At 35.0% G+C, this 18,289-nt stretch carries 22 protein-coding genes; 13 read left to right on the forward strand and 9 right to left on the reverse strand.

What is annotated here, in order from left to right; genetic code table 11:
- Positions 1 to 521 precede the first annotated feature (521 nt).
- The 3 genes from QNI15_RS20090 to QNI15_RS20100 all read left to right on the forward strand — a co-directional run bounded on the left by QNI15_RS20090 (position 522) and on the right by QNI15_RS20100 (position 3,713).
- A complete protein-coding gene (locus QNI15_RS20090; RefSeq protein ID WP_314033180.1) occupies positions 522 to 1,523 on the forward strand; it encodes an alpha/beta hydrolase in 1,002 nt (333 codons plus the stop codon).
- A gap of 440 nt (positions 1,524 to 1,963) precedes the next feature.
- Positions 1,964 to 2,830: a helix-turn-helix domain-containing protein gene (locus tag QNI15_RS20095; protein ID WP_314033181.1), complete on the forward strand. Its 867-nt coding sequence runs from the start codon at positions 1,964 to 1,966 to the stop codon at positions 2,828 to 2,830.
- A 472-nt stretch (positions 2,831 to 3,302) separates the two neighbouring features.
- A complete protein-coding gene (locus QNI15_RS20100; RefSeq protein WP_314033182.1) occupies positions 3,303 to 3,713 on the forward strand; it encodes a hypothetical protein in 411 nt (136 codons plus the stop codon).
- Between the two features lie 94 nt (positions 3,714 to 3,807).
- Here the strand turns inward: QNI15_RS20100 and QNI15_RS20105 are convergent, their stop codons facing one another.
- Positions 3,808 to 4,020 carry a hypothetical protein gene (locus QNI15_RS20105; protein ID WP_314033183.1) on the reverse strand — a complete coding sequence of 71 codons (213 nt, stop codon included), beginning with the start codon at positions 4,018 to 4,020 and terminating at the stop codon, positions 3,808 to 3,810.
- A 390-nt stretch (positions 4,021 to 4,410) separates the two neighbouring features.
- Positions 4,411 to 4,878 (reverse strand): hypothetical protein, encoded by a 468-nt coding sequence (locus tag QNI15_RS20110; protein WP_314033184.1) that lies wholly within the window; start codon positions 4,876 to 4,878, stop codon positions 4,411 to 4,413.
- 126 nt (positions 4,879 to 5,004) lie between these two features.
- On the opposite strand from QNI15_RS20110, the gene QNI15_RS20115 reads away from it, so the two are divergent.
- The 3 genes from QNI15_RS20115 (at position 5,005) to QNI15_RS20125 (ending at position 6,443) form a co-directional block, all read left to right on the forward strand.
- A complete protein-coding gene (locus QNI15_RS20115; RefSeq protein WP_314033185.1) occupies positions 5,005 to 5,571 on the forward strand; it encodes a DMP19 family protein in 567 nt (188 codons plus the stop codon).
- A gap of 144 nt (positions 5,572 to 5,715) precedes the next feature.
- Positions 5,716 to 6,003, forward strand: coding sequence for a hypothetical protein (locus QNI15_RS20120; protein WP_314033186.1), 288 nt, complete (start codon positions 5,716 to 5,718; stop codon positions 6,001 to 6,003).
- Positions 6,004 to 6,083: 80 nt separating this feature from the next.
- Entirely contained in the window at positions 6,084 to 6,443 is a 360-nt protein-coding gene (locus QNI15_RS20125) for a hypothetical protein (RefSeq protein WP_314033187.1), read from the forward strand.
- A gap of 335 nt (positions 6,444 to 6,778) precedes the next feature.
- Here QNI15_RS20125 and QNI15_RS20130 read toward each other — a convergent pair whose 3' ends face one another.
- Positions 6,779 to 7,171 carry a hypothetical protein gene (locus tag QNI15_RS20130; RefSeq protein ID WP_314033188.1) on the reverse strand — a complete coding sequence of 131 codons (393 nt, stop codon included), beginning with the start codon at positions 7,169 to 7,171 and terminating at the stop codon, positions 6,779 to 6,781.
- A 428-nt stretch (positions 7,172 to 7,599) separates the two neighbouring features.
- The gene (locus QNI15_RS20135; protein WP_314033189.1) at positions 7,600 to 8,037 is read right to left on the reverse strand and encodes a heavy metal-responsive transcriptional regulator; all 438 of its coding nucleotides are present in this window, start codon (positions 8,035 to 8,037) and stop codon (positions 7,600 to 7,602) included.
- 702 nt (positions 8,038 to 8,739) lie between these two features.
- Between QNI15_RS20135 and QNI15_RS20140 the strand changes: the two genes are divergently transcribed.
- Complete coding sequence (locus QNI15_RS20140) at positions 8,740 to 9,087, forward strand: hypothetical protein (RefSeq protein WP_314033190.1); 348 nt, start codon at positions 8,740 to 8,742, stop codon at positions 9,085 to 9,087.
- A gap of 181 nt (positions 9,088 to 9,268) precedes the next feature.
- Positions 9,269 to 9,598 carry a YnfA family protein gene (locus QNI15_RS20145; protein WP_314033191.1) on the forward strand — a complete coding sequence of 110 codons (330 nt, stop codon included), beginning with the start codon at positions 9,269 to 9,271 and terminating at the stop codon, positions 9,596 to 9,598.
- 291 nt (positions 9,599 to 9,889) lie between these two features.
- Here the strand turns inward: QNI15_RS20145 and QNI15_RS20150 are convergent, their stop codons facing one another.
- Positions 9,890 to 10,108 (reverse strand): hypothetical protein, encoded by a 219-nt coding sequence (locus QNI15_RS20150; protein WP_314033192.1) that lies wholly within the window; start codon positions 10,106 to 10,108, stop codon positions 9,890 to 9,892.
- 957 nt (positions 10,109 to 11,065) lie between these two features.
- Between QNI15_RS20150 and QNI15_RS20155 the strand changes: the two genes are divergently transcribed.
- On the forward strand, positions 11,066 to 11,566 hold the full coding sequence (locus QNI15_RS20155) for a response regulator (RefSeq protein WP_314033193.1): 501 nt from the start codon (positions 11,066 to 11,068) through the stop codon (positions 11,564 to 11,566).
- Between the two features lie 443 nt (positions 11,567 to 12,009).
- Complete coding sequence (locus QNI15_RS20160; RefSeq protein WP_314033194.1) at positions 12,010 to 12,447, forward strand: response regulator; 438 nt, start codon at positions 12,010 to 12,012, stop codon at positions 12,445 to 12,447.
- Between the two features lie 209 nt (positions 12,448 to 12,656).
- Here QNI15_RS20160 and QNI15_RS20165 read toward each other — a convergent pair whose 3' ends face one another.
- Entirely contained in the window at positions 12,657 to 12,818 is a 162-nt protein-coding gene (locus QNI15_RS20165) for a hypothetical protein (RefSeq protein ID WP_314033195.1), read from the reverse strand.
- 218 nt (positions 12,819 to 13,036) lie between these two features.
- On the opposite strand from QNI15_RS20165, the gene QNI15_RS20170 reads away from it, so the two are divergent.
- Entirely contained in the window at positions 13,037 to 13,453 is a 417-nt protein-coding gene (locus QNI15_RS20170) for a hypothetical protein (RefSeq protein WP_314033196.1), read from the forward strand.
- 349 nt (positions 13,454 to 13,802) lie between these two features.
- Here the strand turns inward: QNI15_RS20170 and QNI15_RS20175 are convergent, their stop codons facing one another.
- Both QNI15_RS20175 and QNI15_RS20180 read right to left on the reverse strand, forming a co-directional pair.
- Positions 13,803 to 14,057, reverse strand: a complete 255-nt coding sequence (locus QNI15_RS20175; RefSeq protein WP_314033197.1) for a hypothetical protein — start codon at positions 14,055 to 14,057, stop codon at positions 13,803 to 13,805.
- 243 nt (positions 14,058 to 14,300) lie between these two features.
- Positions 14,301 to 14,714, reverse strand: coding sequence for a response regulator (locus QNI15_RS20180; protein ID WP_314033198.1), 414 nt, complete (start codon positions 14,712 to 14,714; stop codon positions 14,301 to 14,303).
- 437 nt (positions 14,715 to 15,151) lie between these two features.
- On the opposite strand from QNI15_RS20180, the gene QNI15_RS20185 reads away from it, so the two are divergent.
- Both QNI15_RS20185 and QNI15_RS20190 read left to right on the forward strand, forming a co-directional pair.
- The gene (locus tag QNI15_RS20185; RefSeq protein WP_314033199.1) at positions 15,152 to 15,454 is read left to right on the forward strand and encodes a hypothetical protein; all 303 of its coding nucleotides are present in this window, start codon (positions 15,152 to 15,154) and stop codon (positions 15,452 to 15,454) included.
- Positions 15,455 to 15,970: 516 nt separating this feature from the next.
- Entirely contained in the window at positions 15,971 to 16,360 is a 390-nt protein-coding gene (locus QNI15_RS20190) for a PAS domain-containing protein (RefSeq protein WP_314033200.1), read from the forward strand.
- A 227-nt stretch (positions 16,361 to 16,587) separates the two neighbouring features.
- Here the strand turns inward: QNI15_RS20190 and QNI15_RS20195 are convergent, their stop codons facing one another.
- Positions 16,588 to 17,670: a serine hydrolase domain-containing protein gene (locus tag QNI15_RS20195; RefSeq protein WP_314033201.1), complete on the reverse strand. Its 1,083-nt coding sequence runs from the start codon at positions 17,668 to 17,670 to the stop codon at positions 16,588 to 16,590.
- Positions 17,671 to 18,289 lie beyond the last annotated feature (619 nt).

Raw genomic sequence — 18,289 nt, forward strand, 5'->3', positions numbered from 1 at the left:
CTCTCAGCCTGCTTCAATGCAAACGCGATTTGCGCTTCAGTAAACTTGCTTTTTTTCATGGCGATTTTCTTTATGTGTAAACTAAGTAAAATCACCGATTTTTTCTACTTCCCTACGGTCCATTTTTATGGGAGGAGGTCAAATTTGGGTGGACGTCATCATCTGTATTACAAATTAAAAGAATTCAACGTTGACCAAGCATACTCTCTGGTGTGGTTGTTTTTTATAATTGCCTTTACGGGATGTATATATGTCTTTCAAAAAACAAGATTTAACCAAACCTTACCGTAAGATAGAGCCTAGTGTAGAGCCTATTGCCGTTTGTTTCATGGTAACAACAGCTCTCTGGACGATAGCTGATGGGCAACTTTCCAGAAAGACTTTCAACAGTTTACTATATCTTAAACCGGACGATGCTTGTAACCATAGGTTTCACACTTCTCTTCAGAATCAGTAAAATGTATCAGTTTTAGAGTAAATCGTATCCTTTTGGGCTCATCCATCTGACTAACTTTGTGAGTATGAAAATGTTCTTAATCTTATTCGTATGGTCAACACTGATAATCAGTTGTGAAACATCGCCAGATAATGCCGGATTTTCTAATGACAATAAAACAAAATCGACAGAATTCATGAAGAGTAAAATAACTTTCAAACGTGAGGGACTCACTTTAGTAGGGAACTTGTTCACTCCAGAAAAATTTGACGAAAAGAGCCAATACAAGACTATTATAGTTGAAGGTTCGCTTACTTCGGTTAAGGAGCAAATGTCCGAAACATATGCTAAGAAATTCGTAAATGAAGGCTTTATTGTCCTTGCCTTTGATTACAGTCACTATGGGGAAAGTGAAGGATCCCCCCGCCAATTAGAAGCACCTGAAAACAAATTAAAGGATTTACAAGCAGCAGTTTCTTATCTGACAAGCCTCAGTTACGTAGAATCGGTGGGTATGGTTGGTGTATGTACTTCTGCCGGAAATGCCGCCTATCTAGCTTCGGCCGACCCTCATATCAAATCAATGGCAACTGTTGCCGGATTTTTGCCTGACCCATCTTTGTTAGAAAACTTGTTCGGTAAAGAGAAAATAGTCAGCAGGCGAGAGGAAGCAGCCGTAGCAAAAAACAAATTCGAACAGACTGGTCAGGAAATCATTGTAACAGCCTATAGCGAGAATGACAAGTCTGCTGCTAATTACAACCTGACTGAGGGTTCTTATGATTATTATCTGAACAAAACCCGTGGGGGTGTTTCCCAATGGAAAAATGAGCTTGCCATAATGTCCTGGGAAACCTTTCAAGACTTTGACCCCATCAGTAAAGCATCGGGGATAATCGTTCCTACAATGGTTGTACATTCAGATGGATGTGCATTTCCTGAGCAGGCTAAAAAATTCTATTCCCGTTTGCAAGGCAAAAAGGAACTTGTGTGGGGCAATGGAAACCATTTTGATTATTACGATAGTCCAAAGCAAATAGACTACGCTGTTAAAAATGTTACCCGCTTTTTTAACGAGTATTTATAATGGTAACTTACTAGTCAAGGTTTGGGTGCGTACCTTCACGCAGTTGCTTGACGTTGTCAGAAAAAAACATCGGATCAGGAAATGTATCCTAATCCAAGCCGATCTGGATTATTTGAGAGAACTCAGCAGGCCTGAATTGGGTTTACACAAAATTATGCGCTTTCTTTCCCATCCATTCATCACAGGGAATCCAGTGTCAACGGTGTTTATTTGAACACCAACCAAGCTTCTGTGCAAGACGGGGACAAAGTTTACTAACTAGCAGTATAACAAGGGGCTAAAACTGATAGGTAACAACATAATAAGCTGGGTCAAATTTCAGACCCCCTGCCGTTTGGATATTTGTCACGTAAGATACAAGTTCAGATTTATGACTGCAAAGACTCTTTCGACTTGCTCACTGTAATTTAGCTTATTACTAGTAACATAACTTTATAATCATGGCAGAGAAATTACTGAATTTACCTCAGTTCCTCAAATACCTCAGATTGTCAGGTGTAAAGGATGATGATTTCCATATTGTTAATTTTGCCATTGATGATCACGGACTGTTAAAATCAGCCCCAGTTGGCATTGACTTCTACATATTGGCATTGAAACCTCCAATTCATAAAGATCTGGTCTATCAGGTTCCGGTAGGAGAGCAGTCCAGTTCCTTTATGATTGCCCAGTCTCCGTATACTTCACAGAGCTGGGATATTCAGCCACCAGCAGAAGGTTATGTGATATACGCAAGCAGCAGGTACATAGAAAAGATAGCGAAAAATTATCATTTCTTTGACTATAACGGCACTATGGAGGCCATTTTCCTTACCATGGACGAAAACATACTCTTGTCGGATCTGTACAGGAAAGCCTATGATGAATTTAAGAAAGTGAAATTTAATAAGCAGATTCTGATTTCATACATAGTGCTGATCCTGAATTATACCCAAACTTTTTATGACAGGCAGTTTCAAAGCAGAAGTAAGGTTTACAATAAGGTGATTGCCGATTTTCATCACCATATCGAGCAGTACTTTTCTGGGCATGAAGTGGTCACTGGCCTGCCATCAGTGGCATACTTTGCGCAAAAGTCCTCTCTATCACCCAATTATTTCGGTGATCTAATCAAACAATTAACTGGAAAATCACCGATAGAACATATCCAAGGCCATATTATTGATGTCTCAAAACAAAAACTGCTTACTACCAGTCTGTCAATCAGCGAGATTTCCTACAGCCTTGGTTTCGACTATCCTAATTATTTTGCCCGCTTCTTTCGTAAGCACACCGGCTTTTCTCCCAAAGCTTACCGAGATAGGTAAGTGCGAACTTAGTCTCAAGAATAGACCGTTTAATCGGATTCATCTAAGTTGTTTTTTAAGATTAAAGTATTGACACATACAGTCAATACTTTTGCAGTTCGTATTAAATTTACCTGTCAAGTGATCCTCCAGTCAAATTGGTAAAATTTCAGCCAATTCATCTAGTGAATGACAGTGGAATCTCATTTTTTCACAAGGCACAAACGAGCCTTCTTGGTCTGTGAAATTTACCTGTAAGCGAAATTAAATTATGTTGATCTATTTTTTGTATGAATTTTGGGACTTTAGAGAAGAACCTTAGACTTTCTTATTGATATTTGATTCAGTACGATTTCTCATCTACTTATGTTGATTAATCTTACTATTAGTTTTTACAATTCGCTCTATTAATACACTGGAAATCAAATACATTAAAATATTTATTATCTTAGATTAAATAAAAATTCTGATATAAACTAGACTCAACAAAAAGATGGATAAAATCAAAATAACGTGGACTCAAACATGTTATAGTAAGATTAACTACAAAACAGATTACTATTTTTATGCTTTTTCAAGAGGAAACCAGCTACTATACCTTGGTTATTCCAAAAAACAACATGTTAAAGACGAAATAAAGCAGAATATTAATAGGGTCTTAAAGAAAAATACAAGAGGTATATCAATTTGGTTAGGCGAGATAACAGACACAAGTTTTGGTCGGCTTTCTAAACAAATAATTTTGGACACTGAAGCATTACTAATCTATAAAAATCAGCCATTATATAACAAACTGCTAAAGAAAAGCTACAATGGACGGGAAAATTTAAAAATTCTTTCTATTAATATGCCCTATATGTTTAAGCAAGCTTCATTTTCCTCCAACAAATGGCGTTATCAATGATTAAAACCTTTTTTTTAATGTATACTAAAGGAGTGTGAATTACGGATTTCTTTAGTATACATTTGACTTTTTGAAGGGATATTACTTAAAGTCATTAACAAACTTTTTTATTAAGGTTTTTTAATTTAAATCCAATCGGCTCAATCGTAACATGTTTAGCAGATGTGCTTTCGTTTGCTTCAACTTGATACGGATCTATTTCAAACTGATTTAAAGATGCTATCACCTGAGGCTTGTAGTATTTATTTACAATAAATACTACAATGAATATTGTAAGAACTAGTAGAAATAAAGTACTTTTTTTCATAGCTGTTTTTTTTTAAATATAACATTACTTTCTTATAAACTCTTTTCATTTTGTATATGAAGGTAAGCAACTTAACTAATGATTATACTGTATACAAATCAGTTTACTTACATAGGTAAGATTACAATAAAGTTCGAAAGGTATATTTCTGCCTAAGTAACAGGCTAAAAAAGTGGAGTGAAAGATATTCACTTTTATGTTAAGAGTTTTTTAGAAACCTTTATCAGACCCTAATTGATACAGGCTGTAAATACACTTGTTTTAGTATAGGACTTGTGTTTAGTTGGATATAGATCTGGGATTGATTAAGGTTGTAGCTAAGTATAACCAAGATTTGAAATGGAGAGGGTTGTTTAACAACTTCCTATGGGAAGATCAGGTTTAAATCTTTTATTGTTGAAATGCGTGAGAAACTATTTTACCATGTTTGTCTAATTCAATACAGTACCCACCCCATCTATAGTTATCAAATCTTTCCCCGTTATTAGTTAGTCCTAACGGACTATAGGCTAAATCATAACTTACTATAATGGGAATCTTAAATGTATCATTAATCTTGAAATATCGATTAGATACATCTATTGCTTTTCTCGCATCACAGTCTCTGCAATAATCTAATACAACTAATGTGCTTGACTCAAAACTTAGTAACCTTATATAATATTCATCATTTTGAATCTTTAACTCTTTAAATATTTCTTCTTCATAGAGTTTTAATCCCTTTGCCAATTGCTCATTGACCTCCTTACCGAAATTATAATATATTGGCTTAGAGTCGTCAACGGTTCTCCCTCTTGGGCAAGAGAAAAAAGTGGCTAATAGAAAAAACAATAAAATACATTTAGCCTGTTGATCCATAGTTTCTTTTAATAGCTCTTGCTTCTAGATTTGACACCAATTCCTACATGAAATATTATTCTAAAGTATTGTAGAATCTTATTTATTAGGGGAATATATTAACACCTATTACTTTATACATTAAATATGAAAAAACAAGAAGATTTAGAATCAGAAAAACAGATGCAAAGCATAATTAATAATTTTCTAAAGCGTTCAATCTACGAAAAGTTAACCATACAAATTCTATCATCCACTCCAGATACAATTTTAGAGCAAACTGTGATTGATAATCTCCATACGAAAATAGGACCTAATTTCAGTGATGAGTATGAAGCTATTACCAAATTAAGTGAGGGAAGACAAGCAATTTATACCACCTTCTATTTAGAGAATGAAATCTTAAATGGAGGATTCAATCAATATTTCTATAATTCCACTGGTAGTTTTGCTAAGTTGGCTTATAAGGGTCTATTTCGAATTGGGGCTATAAACCTATCAGTGTTAATGAGTGAGGCGATCAACATTTATACCAAGAAAGATCAGAATATAACTAAAGATCAGACGAGGACTATTGAAGGATTTACTATTTACTCTGAAGCAAATTCCTTAACCGATTTAGATGAAAAATTTTATTCATTGATCAAAGTGGAAAACTTGTCAATTTTGAGAATCAATTATATTCGTAATAACCTAAATGAATTTATAGATTGAAAAATCTGATCAGCAATCACTTGTCTGGTAAGTGAAACATCTGTCATTGATTTATTTAGCAAAAGAGAAGATTTAAATAAGAGATATACGTAAGTCCTTCTCAATTTAATAAGCTATTTTTTTCTATACTTAAATCTGTAAACTATGCATACTGCACCAACCAACATCAGTGAATTCAAAGAACTTATTTTCAGTTTTAAAGTCAATCATGATCAGAATCCAACCCTATTGGTTATCAATACCGAAGATGGAGACAAGCTCATAAAAAGCATTATAAAAGAAGAGCATGGCATTGATCCGGATAAGATTTATGGTGGAAATGCATCGTTGGTAGCTATCTATGACTATATGGGTGTTCGCATTGTTCGCAGTGATGATATCTATCCACATGAATCGTATTATTTGGCCAGTGTACCTTTGAAGCAGCCATAAACAAGGAAGCAGCCCTAAACAAGCAGCTTTGAGAAAGTGACTATGTGTGGATACGCTTTTCTGTTTTTGGTCTTTAAGCCATGAAACTGAATGTCAAAAAATCCACAATCCTATCAACGACATACCGAACATGTGATACTGAACATGTGAGAAATACTCAATCTTCAAAATCCGTATTTGTACGATTGTATCAAAAAATCCAAAGCCTCACTTTTGAAGAAGCATTTTTTACAATAAACTTTTGCAAAATGAATGAGGAAAAAATAAATAATCTATTCTCTCAAGTGGATGAGTTGCAACAAGTCATCCAAATGCAACAAGAATTGATTTTGCATGTAATGAAGGATATTAGACAGATAAAGACAGAGTTAAGACAGTGTACTCAAAAGAAACATAAATCTGTTTTAAGGAAGAAAATGGGTTCAAGTGTACATAGGTAGTATTCTTTGTCATCCATAAAAAGCCCAGCTTAAAAAACCGGGCTTTTCCTTTCATCATATAGAAGAGTTTATGCACTTAGAAGAGTTTATGCACTATTTCCGTTATTTTAGTCCTCTAATCTATAATCTGAGATAAACTGTAATTCAAAGGGAAGGCAATATATAAGAAACAGCACATATATAATCTGTAGAGTATTCAAATAAGCTACAAATGTACTATTCCATATAAATATCTTTTTTCGTGGTGATCTGGTTTCCACAACAACAAAAAGATATCTACCCAGCTAAGCTTGAGGCATGGCCTTGCTGAAAGTGGCCTTGCTGAAATTAGATAGCTATTCAACCTTTTTCAAAGCACAAACAGGGAAAAATTCAACTTCCGTTTTTTCACCTTCTGTCTGCCACTTACAAAGAGCAAACTTACCTTCCTCATTTACTATAGTATCAGTAACTTCCATGATAGGGTCAGAAAAGCTATTCGCATGATTGAGTTGTACCTGATCATTTACCTGTATTGCAACATGGTTATTCTCGATGGAAGCAATGAGGCTAATTTCTTTGTGAAGAAAACAAGCTTCTTTTAAATAAGATTCTCCATCAAACCATGCACAATGGTAGGAGTCCAGAGAAAAAACAGGATCTAAAAATACTCCTACAATGGTCATTCTGTTTTCAGAAATAAGATTCTGTACAATATCTCCTACCTGTACAGGTATATGGGTTTCCATTCAGTAAACAGGTGCTTTAATCATTAGTGACAATATTTGAGATAATACTATTTGAGACAATAAGGGCTACAAAATACATAAAAAACGCAGGTACACAACCAGTATTTCCACTATATATCAATTCTTCCAGATCCATCTGTTTTTTCAGCATCCTTTTTTTGTTAGCTAATCTTACAAACTAACTCGCTTTAGTAGATTCACTCTTTTGTTTTCATCGAAAGCTCTACTTTTGGTCTAACAAAATAAGTGATAACAGAGTAAATACAGGTAACAGAGTAAATACACAAGACCTACTAAACAAAATCCCGAAAAGCTAAAGCTTTTCGGGATTTTTAGTTTCAGTAGCTTCTAGAGTAATTGAAATATGGTTAAGATGATTAGCTTAGTCTTACTAACTAATGGGATTATTAGTTACAGGCTAGCTTCTGCTAAGCTGATTCGGAAGCAAACTGCTCTGTTGTAAACTGCTCTGTTGTAAAGATAGGGCAATTCTCGTTTTCAGTCTGTGGCGGGCAGCAGGTCTGGCATTTTTCTACCCCACCAAGCATCAGTTGACGAAGTACCTGAAGCTCTGTAATCTTCAGGTCAATAAGAGCTACCTTCTCTGATACTTTCTCAGATACATGGGTACAGGAGGCCTGCTGGCTCTCAATCATTTCCAGCATAGTGCTAGTTTCAGCTAGTGTAAATCCAAAACCTTTGATGCGTTGTATCTGTACCAATCGCTCCAGGGTTGACTGAGGATAGTCCTTATACGTGTTGTGTTTATTAGGCTTGCCTGCAACAGCTATCAGTCCCTGTTTTTCATAGAAACGGATCGTGTCTCTAGATAGACCACTTCGTTTGGCTAATTCCCCGATTCGCATGGTTACCAATCTTTTTTACTAATATTTTTGAAAGTTTTTCTTGACCGTTGACTATACTCCACGGTTTATCTTTGTCAAAGATACTTTTTTCAGAGAAAATATTATTTCATTTATCCAAAGAAAAACCTATGAAAACACATTCTTCAAACACAGCCTCTTTTCTCAAACCTATACACAAAGGAATGGCACTGACAGGTATCGGTCTATGTGTAGTGTGTTGCACCTTGCCAGTTATAGGAGCGATTGCAGGCTTAGGAGCACTTTATACTTTTTCGTTTTATCTGGAGAGGATTGGATTTGGCATAGTCTTACTTGCAATGTTACTAATCAGTATCACCTGGCTTAGAAAACAGAAAAAAGCAGCTACCTGCGCTAACACTTCTTGCGCTAACACTTCTTGCGCTAACACTTCTTGCGCTAACACTTCTTGCGCTAACACTTCTTGTGCTGTGGATTGTGATTGCAGCACAACCCCGAGTGCAAACGAACTTTCAGGTACTACCAACTCTTAAAATTCTCTCCTACCATATGAAAAAGCTAATACTATCCTTAGCCATTGGTATAGGGTTAATGTATTGTGTTATGGGACAAAATTTGTCCAGCAAGCAATCTGCTTATGCATGCACTGAATCTTGTTGTACAAGTTCACCTGCTAGACTATCTGCTAGACTATCAACAAAAGAAAACTCAACCTTTACTAGTATGAAAACCGATACTACTACGAATATAACTACTACTATAACTGCTACCAAAAGTCCTGTTCTTTCCTGTAAGCTAACAACTCCCCAGTTGCAAGAACGCAAACAAACAGTCATTGCCAGTCTTCGAAACCAGGTTCAGGAAAAGAAAGAATTAACCAATGGCTATGCGTATAAGTTTGAAAATAGTGATACCCTGCTTGATGAGCTGACAACATTTATTAAAACCGAGCGGATGTGTTGTGATTTCTTTAGTTTTGAACTGAAAGTAAAACCGGATGAATCTGTTTGGCTACAGCTAACCGGACCACAGGGAGCAAAAGCATTTATTGAGACTGAAATACAATTATAGACAAAGATCCAAAAGGTTTTGTTTCTGCCGACTCTTATTAAATTATATAAGAGTCGGCATTTTTTTATTGCTTCAAAGGCAGTATTATAGACTCCTATTTAAAATAGTATAAGAGCCTTACTAGTAGAACACTATACTATTAGAATACTATACTTATAGAACACTATACTTATAGAACACTATGCTTATTCTGAAAACAATCGCTGTATTTATTTTAGCCGGATTATGTGAGATTGGAGGTGGGTTTATGATCTGGTTATGGCTCAGGGAAGGAAAGCCTTTCTGGTATGGTATCCTGGGTGCAATCATCATGGCCTGTTATGGCGTGGTAGCCACCTGGCAGCCTTCTGGTTTTGGACGGGTATATGCTACCTATGGAGCGTTCTTTATATTGCTTTCCATCCTGTGGGCTTATCAGTTTGATAACTTCCAGCCAGATAAATATGATATTATTGGAGCGCTTATTGCCATTGTAGGTGTGTGTATTATGTATTACGCGCCCAGAGGGTAAATGCGCCCAGAGCGTAAATGTATTTTCCTTTTAATTATACATGGTCAGGTATCTATAGTAAGGTATATGTACTCAGGTATATAGGTCCACCTTTTGGTAAAAGTAAGTGAAGGAAAACTATATTCTATAGTTAAAAATACTAACTTGCCAATAAAGAGTTAAAGTAATGTATAGAACTGTTAAGCAATTAACGGGCTTTTCGCTGACATGCTCTTGCTTTTAGTAAGAGCATGTTTCTTCATCGGGGTTGTTTACTGGGATTTTTATAAAGCATGTCACTAAAGCATGTCACTAGAGAATTTCATTGAGTGCTTCCAGAGCACTTTTAACTGTTGAAAACTCCTCATTATCCAGTCGTCTTAAAAAGTTCTCTGCCATTTGCTGTCTTTTGTAAGTAGAGCTAACAGACAGATTATTAATTTCCTGAACGGATTTAACAATGCATTTAATTTTCTCTATTTCCTCTGGAGTCATACCTGTTTTCCTGATGACATACATACCATATTTCATACATACAATTTTACAAACAACAAAAAAAGCTAAAAGCAACGTAGCTTTACAGTAGCCTGGTAACTACCTGGGCATTCCAATAAGTGAGAGTGAAATAATTAAAACGAAAAACTAAAATCAAATAAGTAAGATGAAAAAAGTAATTAATCCAGACTGGTGTAGAAACCTGTGTCTTCTTTGGGACTTTTCTTTTTGCGCCCTCTGTGTTCTCTCAAGTCTTTTATAACATTTCTGATTTTAGCATATCGGCATTGTTCGCTCTGGATATAAGTTGGAGGCGTACTTTCAAATCTTTTCTTTCTTATTTTCATTTTTATTTACGTCAGTGTGATTGTTTCATTCATACTATCAGTTTTCTTGAAGATATACTTCACTTATAAGCTTGTTCACTTATAATCCACTTACAATCTCAGTTTACAAACTTAATTTCTCCTCCTGTATTTGTTGTCTAAACTTACTAGACTACAAACGAGCCGCTCTTTCTAAACATGCTCTTTCTAAACATGCTCTTTCTAAACATGCTCTCAATTGGCCTTTTCTAAAGGCTATCAATGCTAGTATAAACAAATACAATAAAGAACTACCCACATCCAGACCAGAAAAACATCCCAAAACAGGAAGCTTAGTAGAAAGAGTAAAAAATTGTACTTTTGCCGTATTTTGTAATTTGCGTATTAACACAATGTTCTGTTTTTTAGGTGTATTTAAGAAATAGAATATTTTACTATATGGGAATTAAAGATTTATTATTTTGTAGGCATGAAATAATTTACTGGTCTGTACGTAAATAACTGTAAATCTTATGTGTGCTGTTATCTATTGAAGATATGGTAGTACAAAAATAAACGTGTCGGTAATTGTAACTATTTCTTGTTGTATGTAGTATAAATGGAACTATTGTTTATAGATATTCATTCCTGTATAGATATGATAAAAATATAATTATTCCGCAAAAAAATGGCCCAACACAACTTTTCTGTCCTTATTGCAGAAGATGACAAAGATGACATCTATTTACTTAAATCATTATTAGATGAACACTTTCCAGACTGGGATTATCAGTTTGTAACTACAGGAGAAGCCGTTTTAACCTATCTTGCCAACAGAACTGCTACGTATAGAACTGCTACGTATAGAACTGCTACGTATAGAACTGCTACCTACCCATTTATGGATGTAGCTCCAATAGATGTGCTTCTTTTGGATATTCATCTGCCCAGGCTAAACGGACTACAGGTTTTAGAAGCAATACGGGAGACTCCCGCTTACGATTCACTGGCTGTTATAGGCTATTCGGCTGACGAAGAATATCAAACCATAGAGCGGTTTATGAAACTGGGAGCAAACGCGTATCTGAACAAATCTAACACGCACGAAGGAGTAATAAATATGCTTGATAAGTTACCTGAATTAGTAGAATGGATCAATCAACCTTTGGCTAAAAACAAAGAATATTGAACATAACATCCAAACTAACTGACTCTAAACTAACTGACTTAAAAATTGGGTAGGTATTATTTTTTCTCTTTAGGACAAGTTATATAGTATAAGCAATCTTGAAAAAGACAATACAGGAATTGATTGACTGCTTATCAATTCTAACAGAACCCGGAGCGAATTTTCGTATCAAGGAAGTCTATTAGTACTCTTGATTATGTAGAACTCTTGATTATGAAACTCTCTTTCATGGTTCACACTGTGATATGTTGGAAGTAATTTTCAAATCCGATTATTTACCCTTAGTATTTTATGAATCTATCAGTTTGTTAATCTAAGTACCCAAATAAGTTACTACAAATATCTACCAGCATTATCTGATTACTAACTACGTTTTTGCAAATCCTTTAAAGAAATGGTACTATTAGTGATACTATTAAAGAAATGACACTATTTCAACACGTATGAAAAAGAACTCATTCTTTCTTTTAGCAGCAGATGATGATCAGGATGATAGAGATATACTACAGATGGTTCTTGACCAAAGCTTTCCTGACTGGAAGTATTCTATCGCATCGAATGGGCAACTATTACTTGATTACCTGCAGGCTCACCTGAGTGATCCCCCCTTCGTTTCAGTAATACTACTTGATATTAATATGCCTTTGAGAAATGGTATAGATATAGTGCGGGAATTACGAACAAACCCTGCTTACGAGCAAATACCTGTGGTTGCTTTTTCTACAGCTGGTGATAAAAGGATAATAGATCAGTTTCTGGAAGCTGGAGGAGATACGTATTTTCAAAAGCCGTTTAACATAGAAGATATTTATACGATACTGGCTCAATTGCCAGAAATTTCTAAGCAGAAAAATTCATCTGCTGCGGGCAGTGCATTGTAAAGTAGTATATTCTAAAGTTGTGCATTCTAAACAGGTAAATATTTTGCTTGTCTATACTCTTTTCCTATACTTAACAGTAAACATAGCTATTGCTATTAGCCAAGATATCATGTAAGTATGGCACACTTATTTGACCATCTAAAGTTCATAAAACGAGAATAAAAATTGATTATCGAAAAAGCCTCCTATTCTATAGGAGGCCTTTTCATTTATAAAGATACCTTGTTGTACTCGCTACCGCTATGTATAATAGGCCGCTTATCCAATTCTACTCTAATACCTTCTATATCCTGTAACAGATATAAAATGAGTTCCTGCTGCGTTTGTATGATCTGCTCCAACTCATTGACTTGAGCCAAGAGTTCTTTCATTTTTTCTCATCCATTGCACCAGGTCTTTAAGTTAAAAATTACCTTACTAAAGATAAAAGCTCTTATGCGTGGGCACAATAGTATAAATACGCATTTTTAAAACTAAGTATTCTTACCTGTGGCATTAAATAAGTGATTTCATTGAGTAAAAAATCGGCAGATGAAGTTTCTTTACTACTAACTTAAACTATACTACATAGTTAAACTATACTACACATATGCAATACTTTAAAGATGACAGTGCTGTAATTACGTATGATGAATCGTTTGATATGGCCTTGATAATCTGGGATGTTAAGTTTATTACACATGCTCAATATCAAAAAGTCAATACGGCCCTACTACAATTGATTTTAGAAAGAAACTGTACTCGCTTAGTTTGTGATACGACTAATATGGGTGTCCTTCCTATGGAAAGTCAACAGTGGACTAAAGATGAGCTCTCACCGATGTACATACAAAGTAGTTTGCAGTTTACCGCTATTGTTACATCTAAAGACGTATTCAATAAAGTTGCCATGAACAATATTGTGCGCAAGTCTAATAACACTCACTATAATAGTATTTTCTTTGCTAACTACCCTGAAGCGCTAACATGGATTAAAAAGCAGGAAGTAACAAAAATAGTTATGTGATAAGATTGTCTTTGGATTGTATATATGTGTTTGTAAGATATGGGTTTGTGAGTAAATTGCCGGGTACATAAAAAGGGTTATAACTTTTTCAAGTCATAACCCTTTGGTTTTCTTCTATCCGATTGTCACATGAGCCTGCTCTAAATTAGCGTATATGCAGAAAGACACAACTAATATTATTGCTTTTTTATAGTTTACTGACCAAGTATTTACCTACTAAGTATTTACCTACTAAGTATTTACCTACTAAGTATTTACCTACTAAGTATTTACCTACTAAGTATTTACCTACTAAGTATTTACCTACAAAGTATTTACCTACTAAGTATGATAGAGGTATAATTGTTTTTTACTTGCTAAAAATCAACAAATCATCTTCATCTTTACTATCCAGATATTGATGAAAGTCAAGTACATACTCGAGTGCAGACTTCTGTGTTTCCAGAGAAATTATATAATCCTCTAAAAAGTTTTCTATAGACTTCAAACCCTGAATCTGCAAACTGTCAGATCTGAGGTTGGCAAGCCTTCTACCAGATTTGATAATCGATTGTTCCAATTGGGAGAGCCTTTGCTGGAGAGCAGCTTTCAGCTTTGTATTCATAAGTCATTATGTCTAAAGTCATTATGTCTAAAGCTAGTAGGTCTAAGAGTATGAAGTTATGTCTATGGATATGACCGATGTCTATTCTTCTTCAGTAAGTTATAACATTGTTTTATTTAGTAATCAACCACCCTGCATAACAGATTTGAGAGAAATGATTTATACAGGTTCACTATAGGGAATCTTATAGTACTAACCGATAGAATCCACATTATTGTACATGTCTTATTTTACACAGAAAAACTAATTGTTTTGTTGATTAATCTTCTCCGGAATTTGCTTAAGGATCTGAACATAGTCATCCAGTGATTCGGGCTTCTGAAAAAAAGCGTTTCCTCCTAATTGCATGAACCTGTCTACAATAGGGGGAAAAATAGTTGTTGAAAGCGCAACAAAAGGCAATTGTTTATATTCCATCGTGGCACGTAATTCTGCCAGGGTAGTCATGCCATCTTTTACAGGCATGTTAATATCACTCAATATAAAAGAAACAGGCTGACCCTGTGCATATTTTTCCTTCAAAAAATCGATGGCACTTTGCCCATTGGCTACAAAATGATAATGCCAGTGGGGAAAGTATTGTGTAAATATTATTCTCAGTACTTCCACATCATCCAGATCATCTTCTGCTACCAATACAAACAAACTCTTTTCCATTCCGGTCCTTAATTAGTAAAATGAGTATTTATATCTAAAAAAATTAAATTCTTAGTGGTTTTTACCTTTATTTCTTAAAGGTATGTAGTTTAATTATAACAGCAAAGAAGTGCTTACCAGGTATAGGTGAACCAGGTGTAGGTTAGCTATGAGCAGTGTATAAGAAGGATTTTACTTTTATGTATAGAAAAAAAAGCGAAAAATGTAAACAAAAGCAACTACTCTACAGTTTATGTCAAAAATTTAACCTGCAGGTAATATTACCTCCGGGAAAAGAGGTCAGTTCGTGTTACTCAAATGAATGCTATTTGCTTTTCAGGCAACAGAGCACTTTTCTGGAGTAACTAAGTTTTGAATGGGAGTAGCACTTTGTGCTGCTTAGCTTGGACAAGCCTCGGTCTTAAAAGTAAAAAGGTCTTACCTGTAAATGAGTCAAAATGCTACTGGATACTAAAAACCACAGCACAAAGCTCTTTATAAAAGAGCTACTTACAAAAATTGAGCGTATTGAGCTTGGACAGACAGATCCTGAATGTATGTTGGAGATTATTGAAAATGCCCAAACAGTAATCCACAGTCATGGTCATGGTCTTATAAAAGATAAGTTTTTAAGTGATCTATCACAGGTAAAAGAGAAAATGTCCTACTATCGGAACAATACATCTGATGAGTTACTAGATATAACCAATCGGGTATATGTAATTCTGGAATCATCCATGTCAAGGTTTATCATTGACTAAACATAGGATAGGTCTATTTTCTAAAATAGGTAAGAAAACAATGGGATGAGTAGTAAAAAAATAGGTAATCTCTCCTTGTTACCAACAACTAAACGCTGTGATAGAAAGTCAATGGCCTATATTTTAATACTATTGATTATCAGGTATTTATTTTACTGGCAAAAAAATCAAAAAGCACCTCTGTGATTTATTGAGGAGTATTGAATTTTATACAAATCTGTAAAACAATAAATTTGTAAAAATAGGAAATAAAAATTTTCAATAGTTTACCTGGAAAAGCTATTAGTTTTCTAATAGCTTTTTTTATTTACCTGTTTCTTAGTAAACTATGCTGGTTTACACTACAATTATCCAAAAGATTCCCCAGTTAACACAAAGTCTGTAAAAGATAGTATTTCTTGATAGTTTATCTACTAATCTCCTGTTTTCCAGTCTGTTTTTTTATGCAGCTAATTCTACTACTTTGCGTATAATACATTCAGATAGCGAACAATTATTGTAAATCAGGAGGGATCAATGGACAAAACGGAACGCCTTGAAATGCTGCGCAAGAAAATGATTGCAGAAATACTCGATTATGCAATCATCTTACTGGATACTGATGGGACTATTTTAACATGGAATAAAGGAGCAGAGAAGATTAAAGGCTACAAAGAGGAAGAAATAGTCGGCCAGAATTTCAGGCTATTTTATATGCCTCAGGATAGGCAAGCTGGCTTACCTGAGCAACTCATCGAGCTAGCCATAAAAGAAGGTCGTGCCCGTCACATAGGAAGACGTGTAAAAAAGGATGGAACCATTTTTTGGGGTAGCATCCTTATTACGGCATTACATAATGAAGAGGGGCAAGTAATTGGGTTTACCAAACTGACCCGCGAAGTAAATGACAATGAAACCTATTACTAAAACTATACTTACATAACAATCTATGCTATCATGTCATTTATCTTTGAAGCAGAAAATTATATAGTAAAGGCCTCCATTAAAAATTTAGTATAAATCTTAACTTTGAAAGTAACAACTTCTTTGTTTACAAATAATTAAGCAGGAATTTTTAATTTATCTATATTTTGGATTAAGCATTCAAGTAAATTGCACAATCCGTTTTAATGGAGGTCATTAACAAAATCGATTTACTGGCCAAAGTACATCTGTTCTATGGCATTGACAAAGGGCTCAGCCGCAAAACCATCATCCTGATTAGCAAATAGGATGATGGAAAACTTTTTGGATGGATAGCGAACATAATAGGAGGAAAATCCGGTTGTACCTCCACTATGCGATATCCGCTCCTGGCCAAACCGCTTTTCGGTATACCACCCATACCCATACCCTATGTCAGGCGTCTCATGGGAACTTACCATAAACATTTCTTTCAAAGTGGATTTTTTTACAAGCTTATTGGAATAAAGCGCCTGATCCCATTTGTAGAAATCGGTTAGAGAACTATAAATCCCTCCATCACCCAATAGATAACTGTATAGACTTTGGTCCTGTCTGAGAAGCGTACCTTCAATCAGATTATAACCATAGGCACGATTGGCGATTACACCGGTTCTGCTGTTTAAAGTCGAGTTATCCATCTGCAACGGTTTGAAAATATGCTCTTTCATAAAATCAGCAAAAGACTTTCCTGAAACTTTTTCTACAATCAGGCCCAGTAGGACGTAGGCTGTGTTGCTATATGAAAATTCAGATCCAGGCTGGAAGCGGGTGCTATCTTGCTTTTCGACCATGTGCAGTACATCTTCATCTTGTAATGGCTCAATAGTGCTTTCGGCGATAAAGTCACCATAGCCTGCTAGCCCTGAAGTATGATTAAGCATCTGTTGTATAGTAACCTGTTTGCCAAAGGCAGGAATGGATGGAAAGAACTTGGTCAGGGGATCTTCCAGATTTAACTTTCCTGCATCTCTGAGCATAAGGATAGCCATTGCAGTGAATGGTTTGGTTACCGATGCAATGCGGTAGTTAGTACTTGCAGTTGCTTTTCGCCCAGTTTCAATTTCAGCCAGGCCAAAGGAGCGGTTGTAGCATATTTTACCATTTTCCACAATCATTATGCTAACAGAAGATGATTGTAGTGTATCATATTTGCTAAACAAACGATCTACTGCCTCGATGTTTAGTCTACCCTTTTGTGCAAAGGTATCTGTTTGTATAAACGATAGAACTGTAAATAGATTTAGCAATAGGAGAAGGGATTGTTTTTTCATTGAAGTTTAGAATTGCAGTTAGAAGATAAACGTTATATATAAACCTTTAAAGAAAAAAAAGTAAAAACCTGATTCAGAAAACACATTGTCTTGTATCTATATAGCAGAAACCAAGTTTCAATAAAGATTAAATTATACCACTTATAGGTTTATTTATAGAAAAGTTGTATTTGTTATTACTTGTAAAAGGAATATCATACTATGGCTATATGCGTCCTAGCGATAAGGTCTTAGTGCCTTTATAATTAAGGTTTTACTAGAGGCAGTAGTTATATAATGAAGGGTATTCAAGGATGATGCCAGACCTATAAAAACACACTGTACTTCTACAAAACACAAGATAATGTATAGCGCGTGTTCATTTTCGAACATTGGTGTTCGGTTTTACGGCTTACCACAAACTTTGAATTATGGCTAAAATATGATTCGATCTGCAATTAGGGATCAAAATGAAGATAATAAGATAAAGCTCAAAAGCCAGTTGTTTGCCTTTATGAAAATCGAATTTTGTACTAAAATTTTAATGGAGGCCTGTAAAGTCTGAATTTCCGTTTTTATAAAATCTTACAAAGTAATTCACTTGTATAGATTACTTATTTTCTTTTCAGTGAAGGTTCTA

The organism is Xanthocytophaga flava (assembly GCF_030068545.1).
Taxonomy (GTDB): Bacteria; Bacteroidota; Bacteroidia; order Cytophagales; family 172606-1; genus Xanthocytophaga; species Xanthocytophaga flava.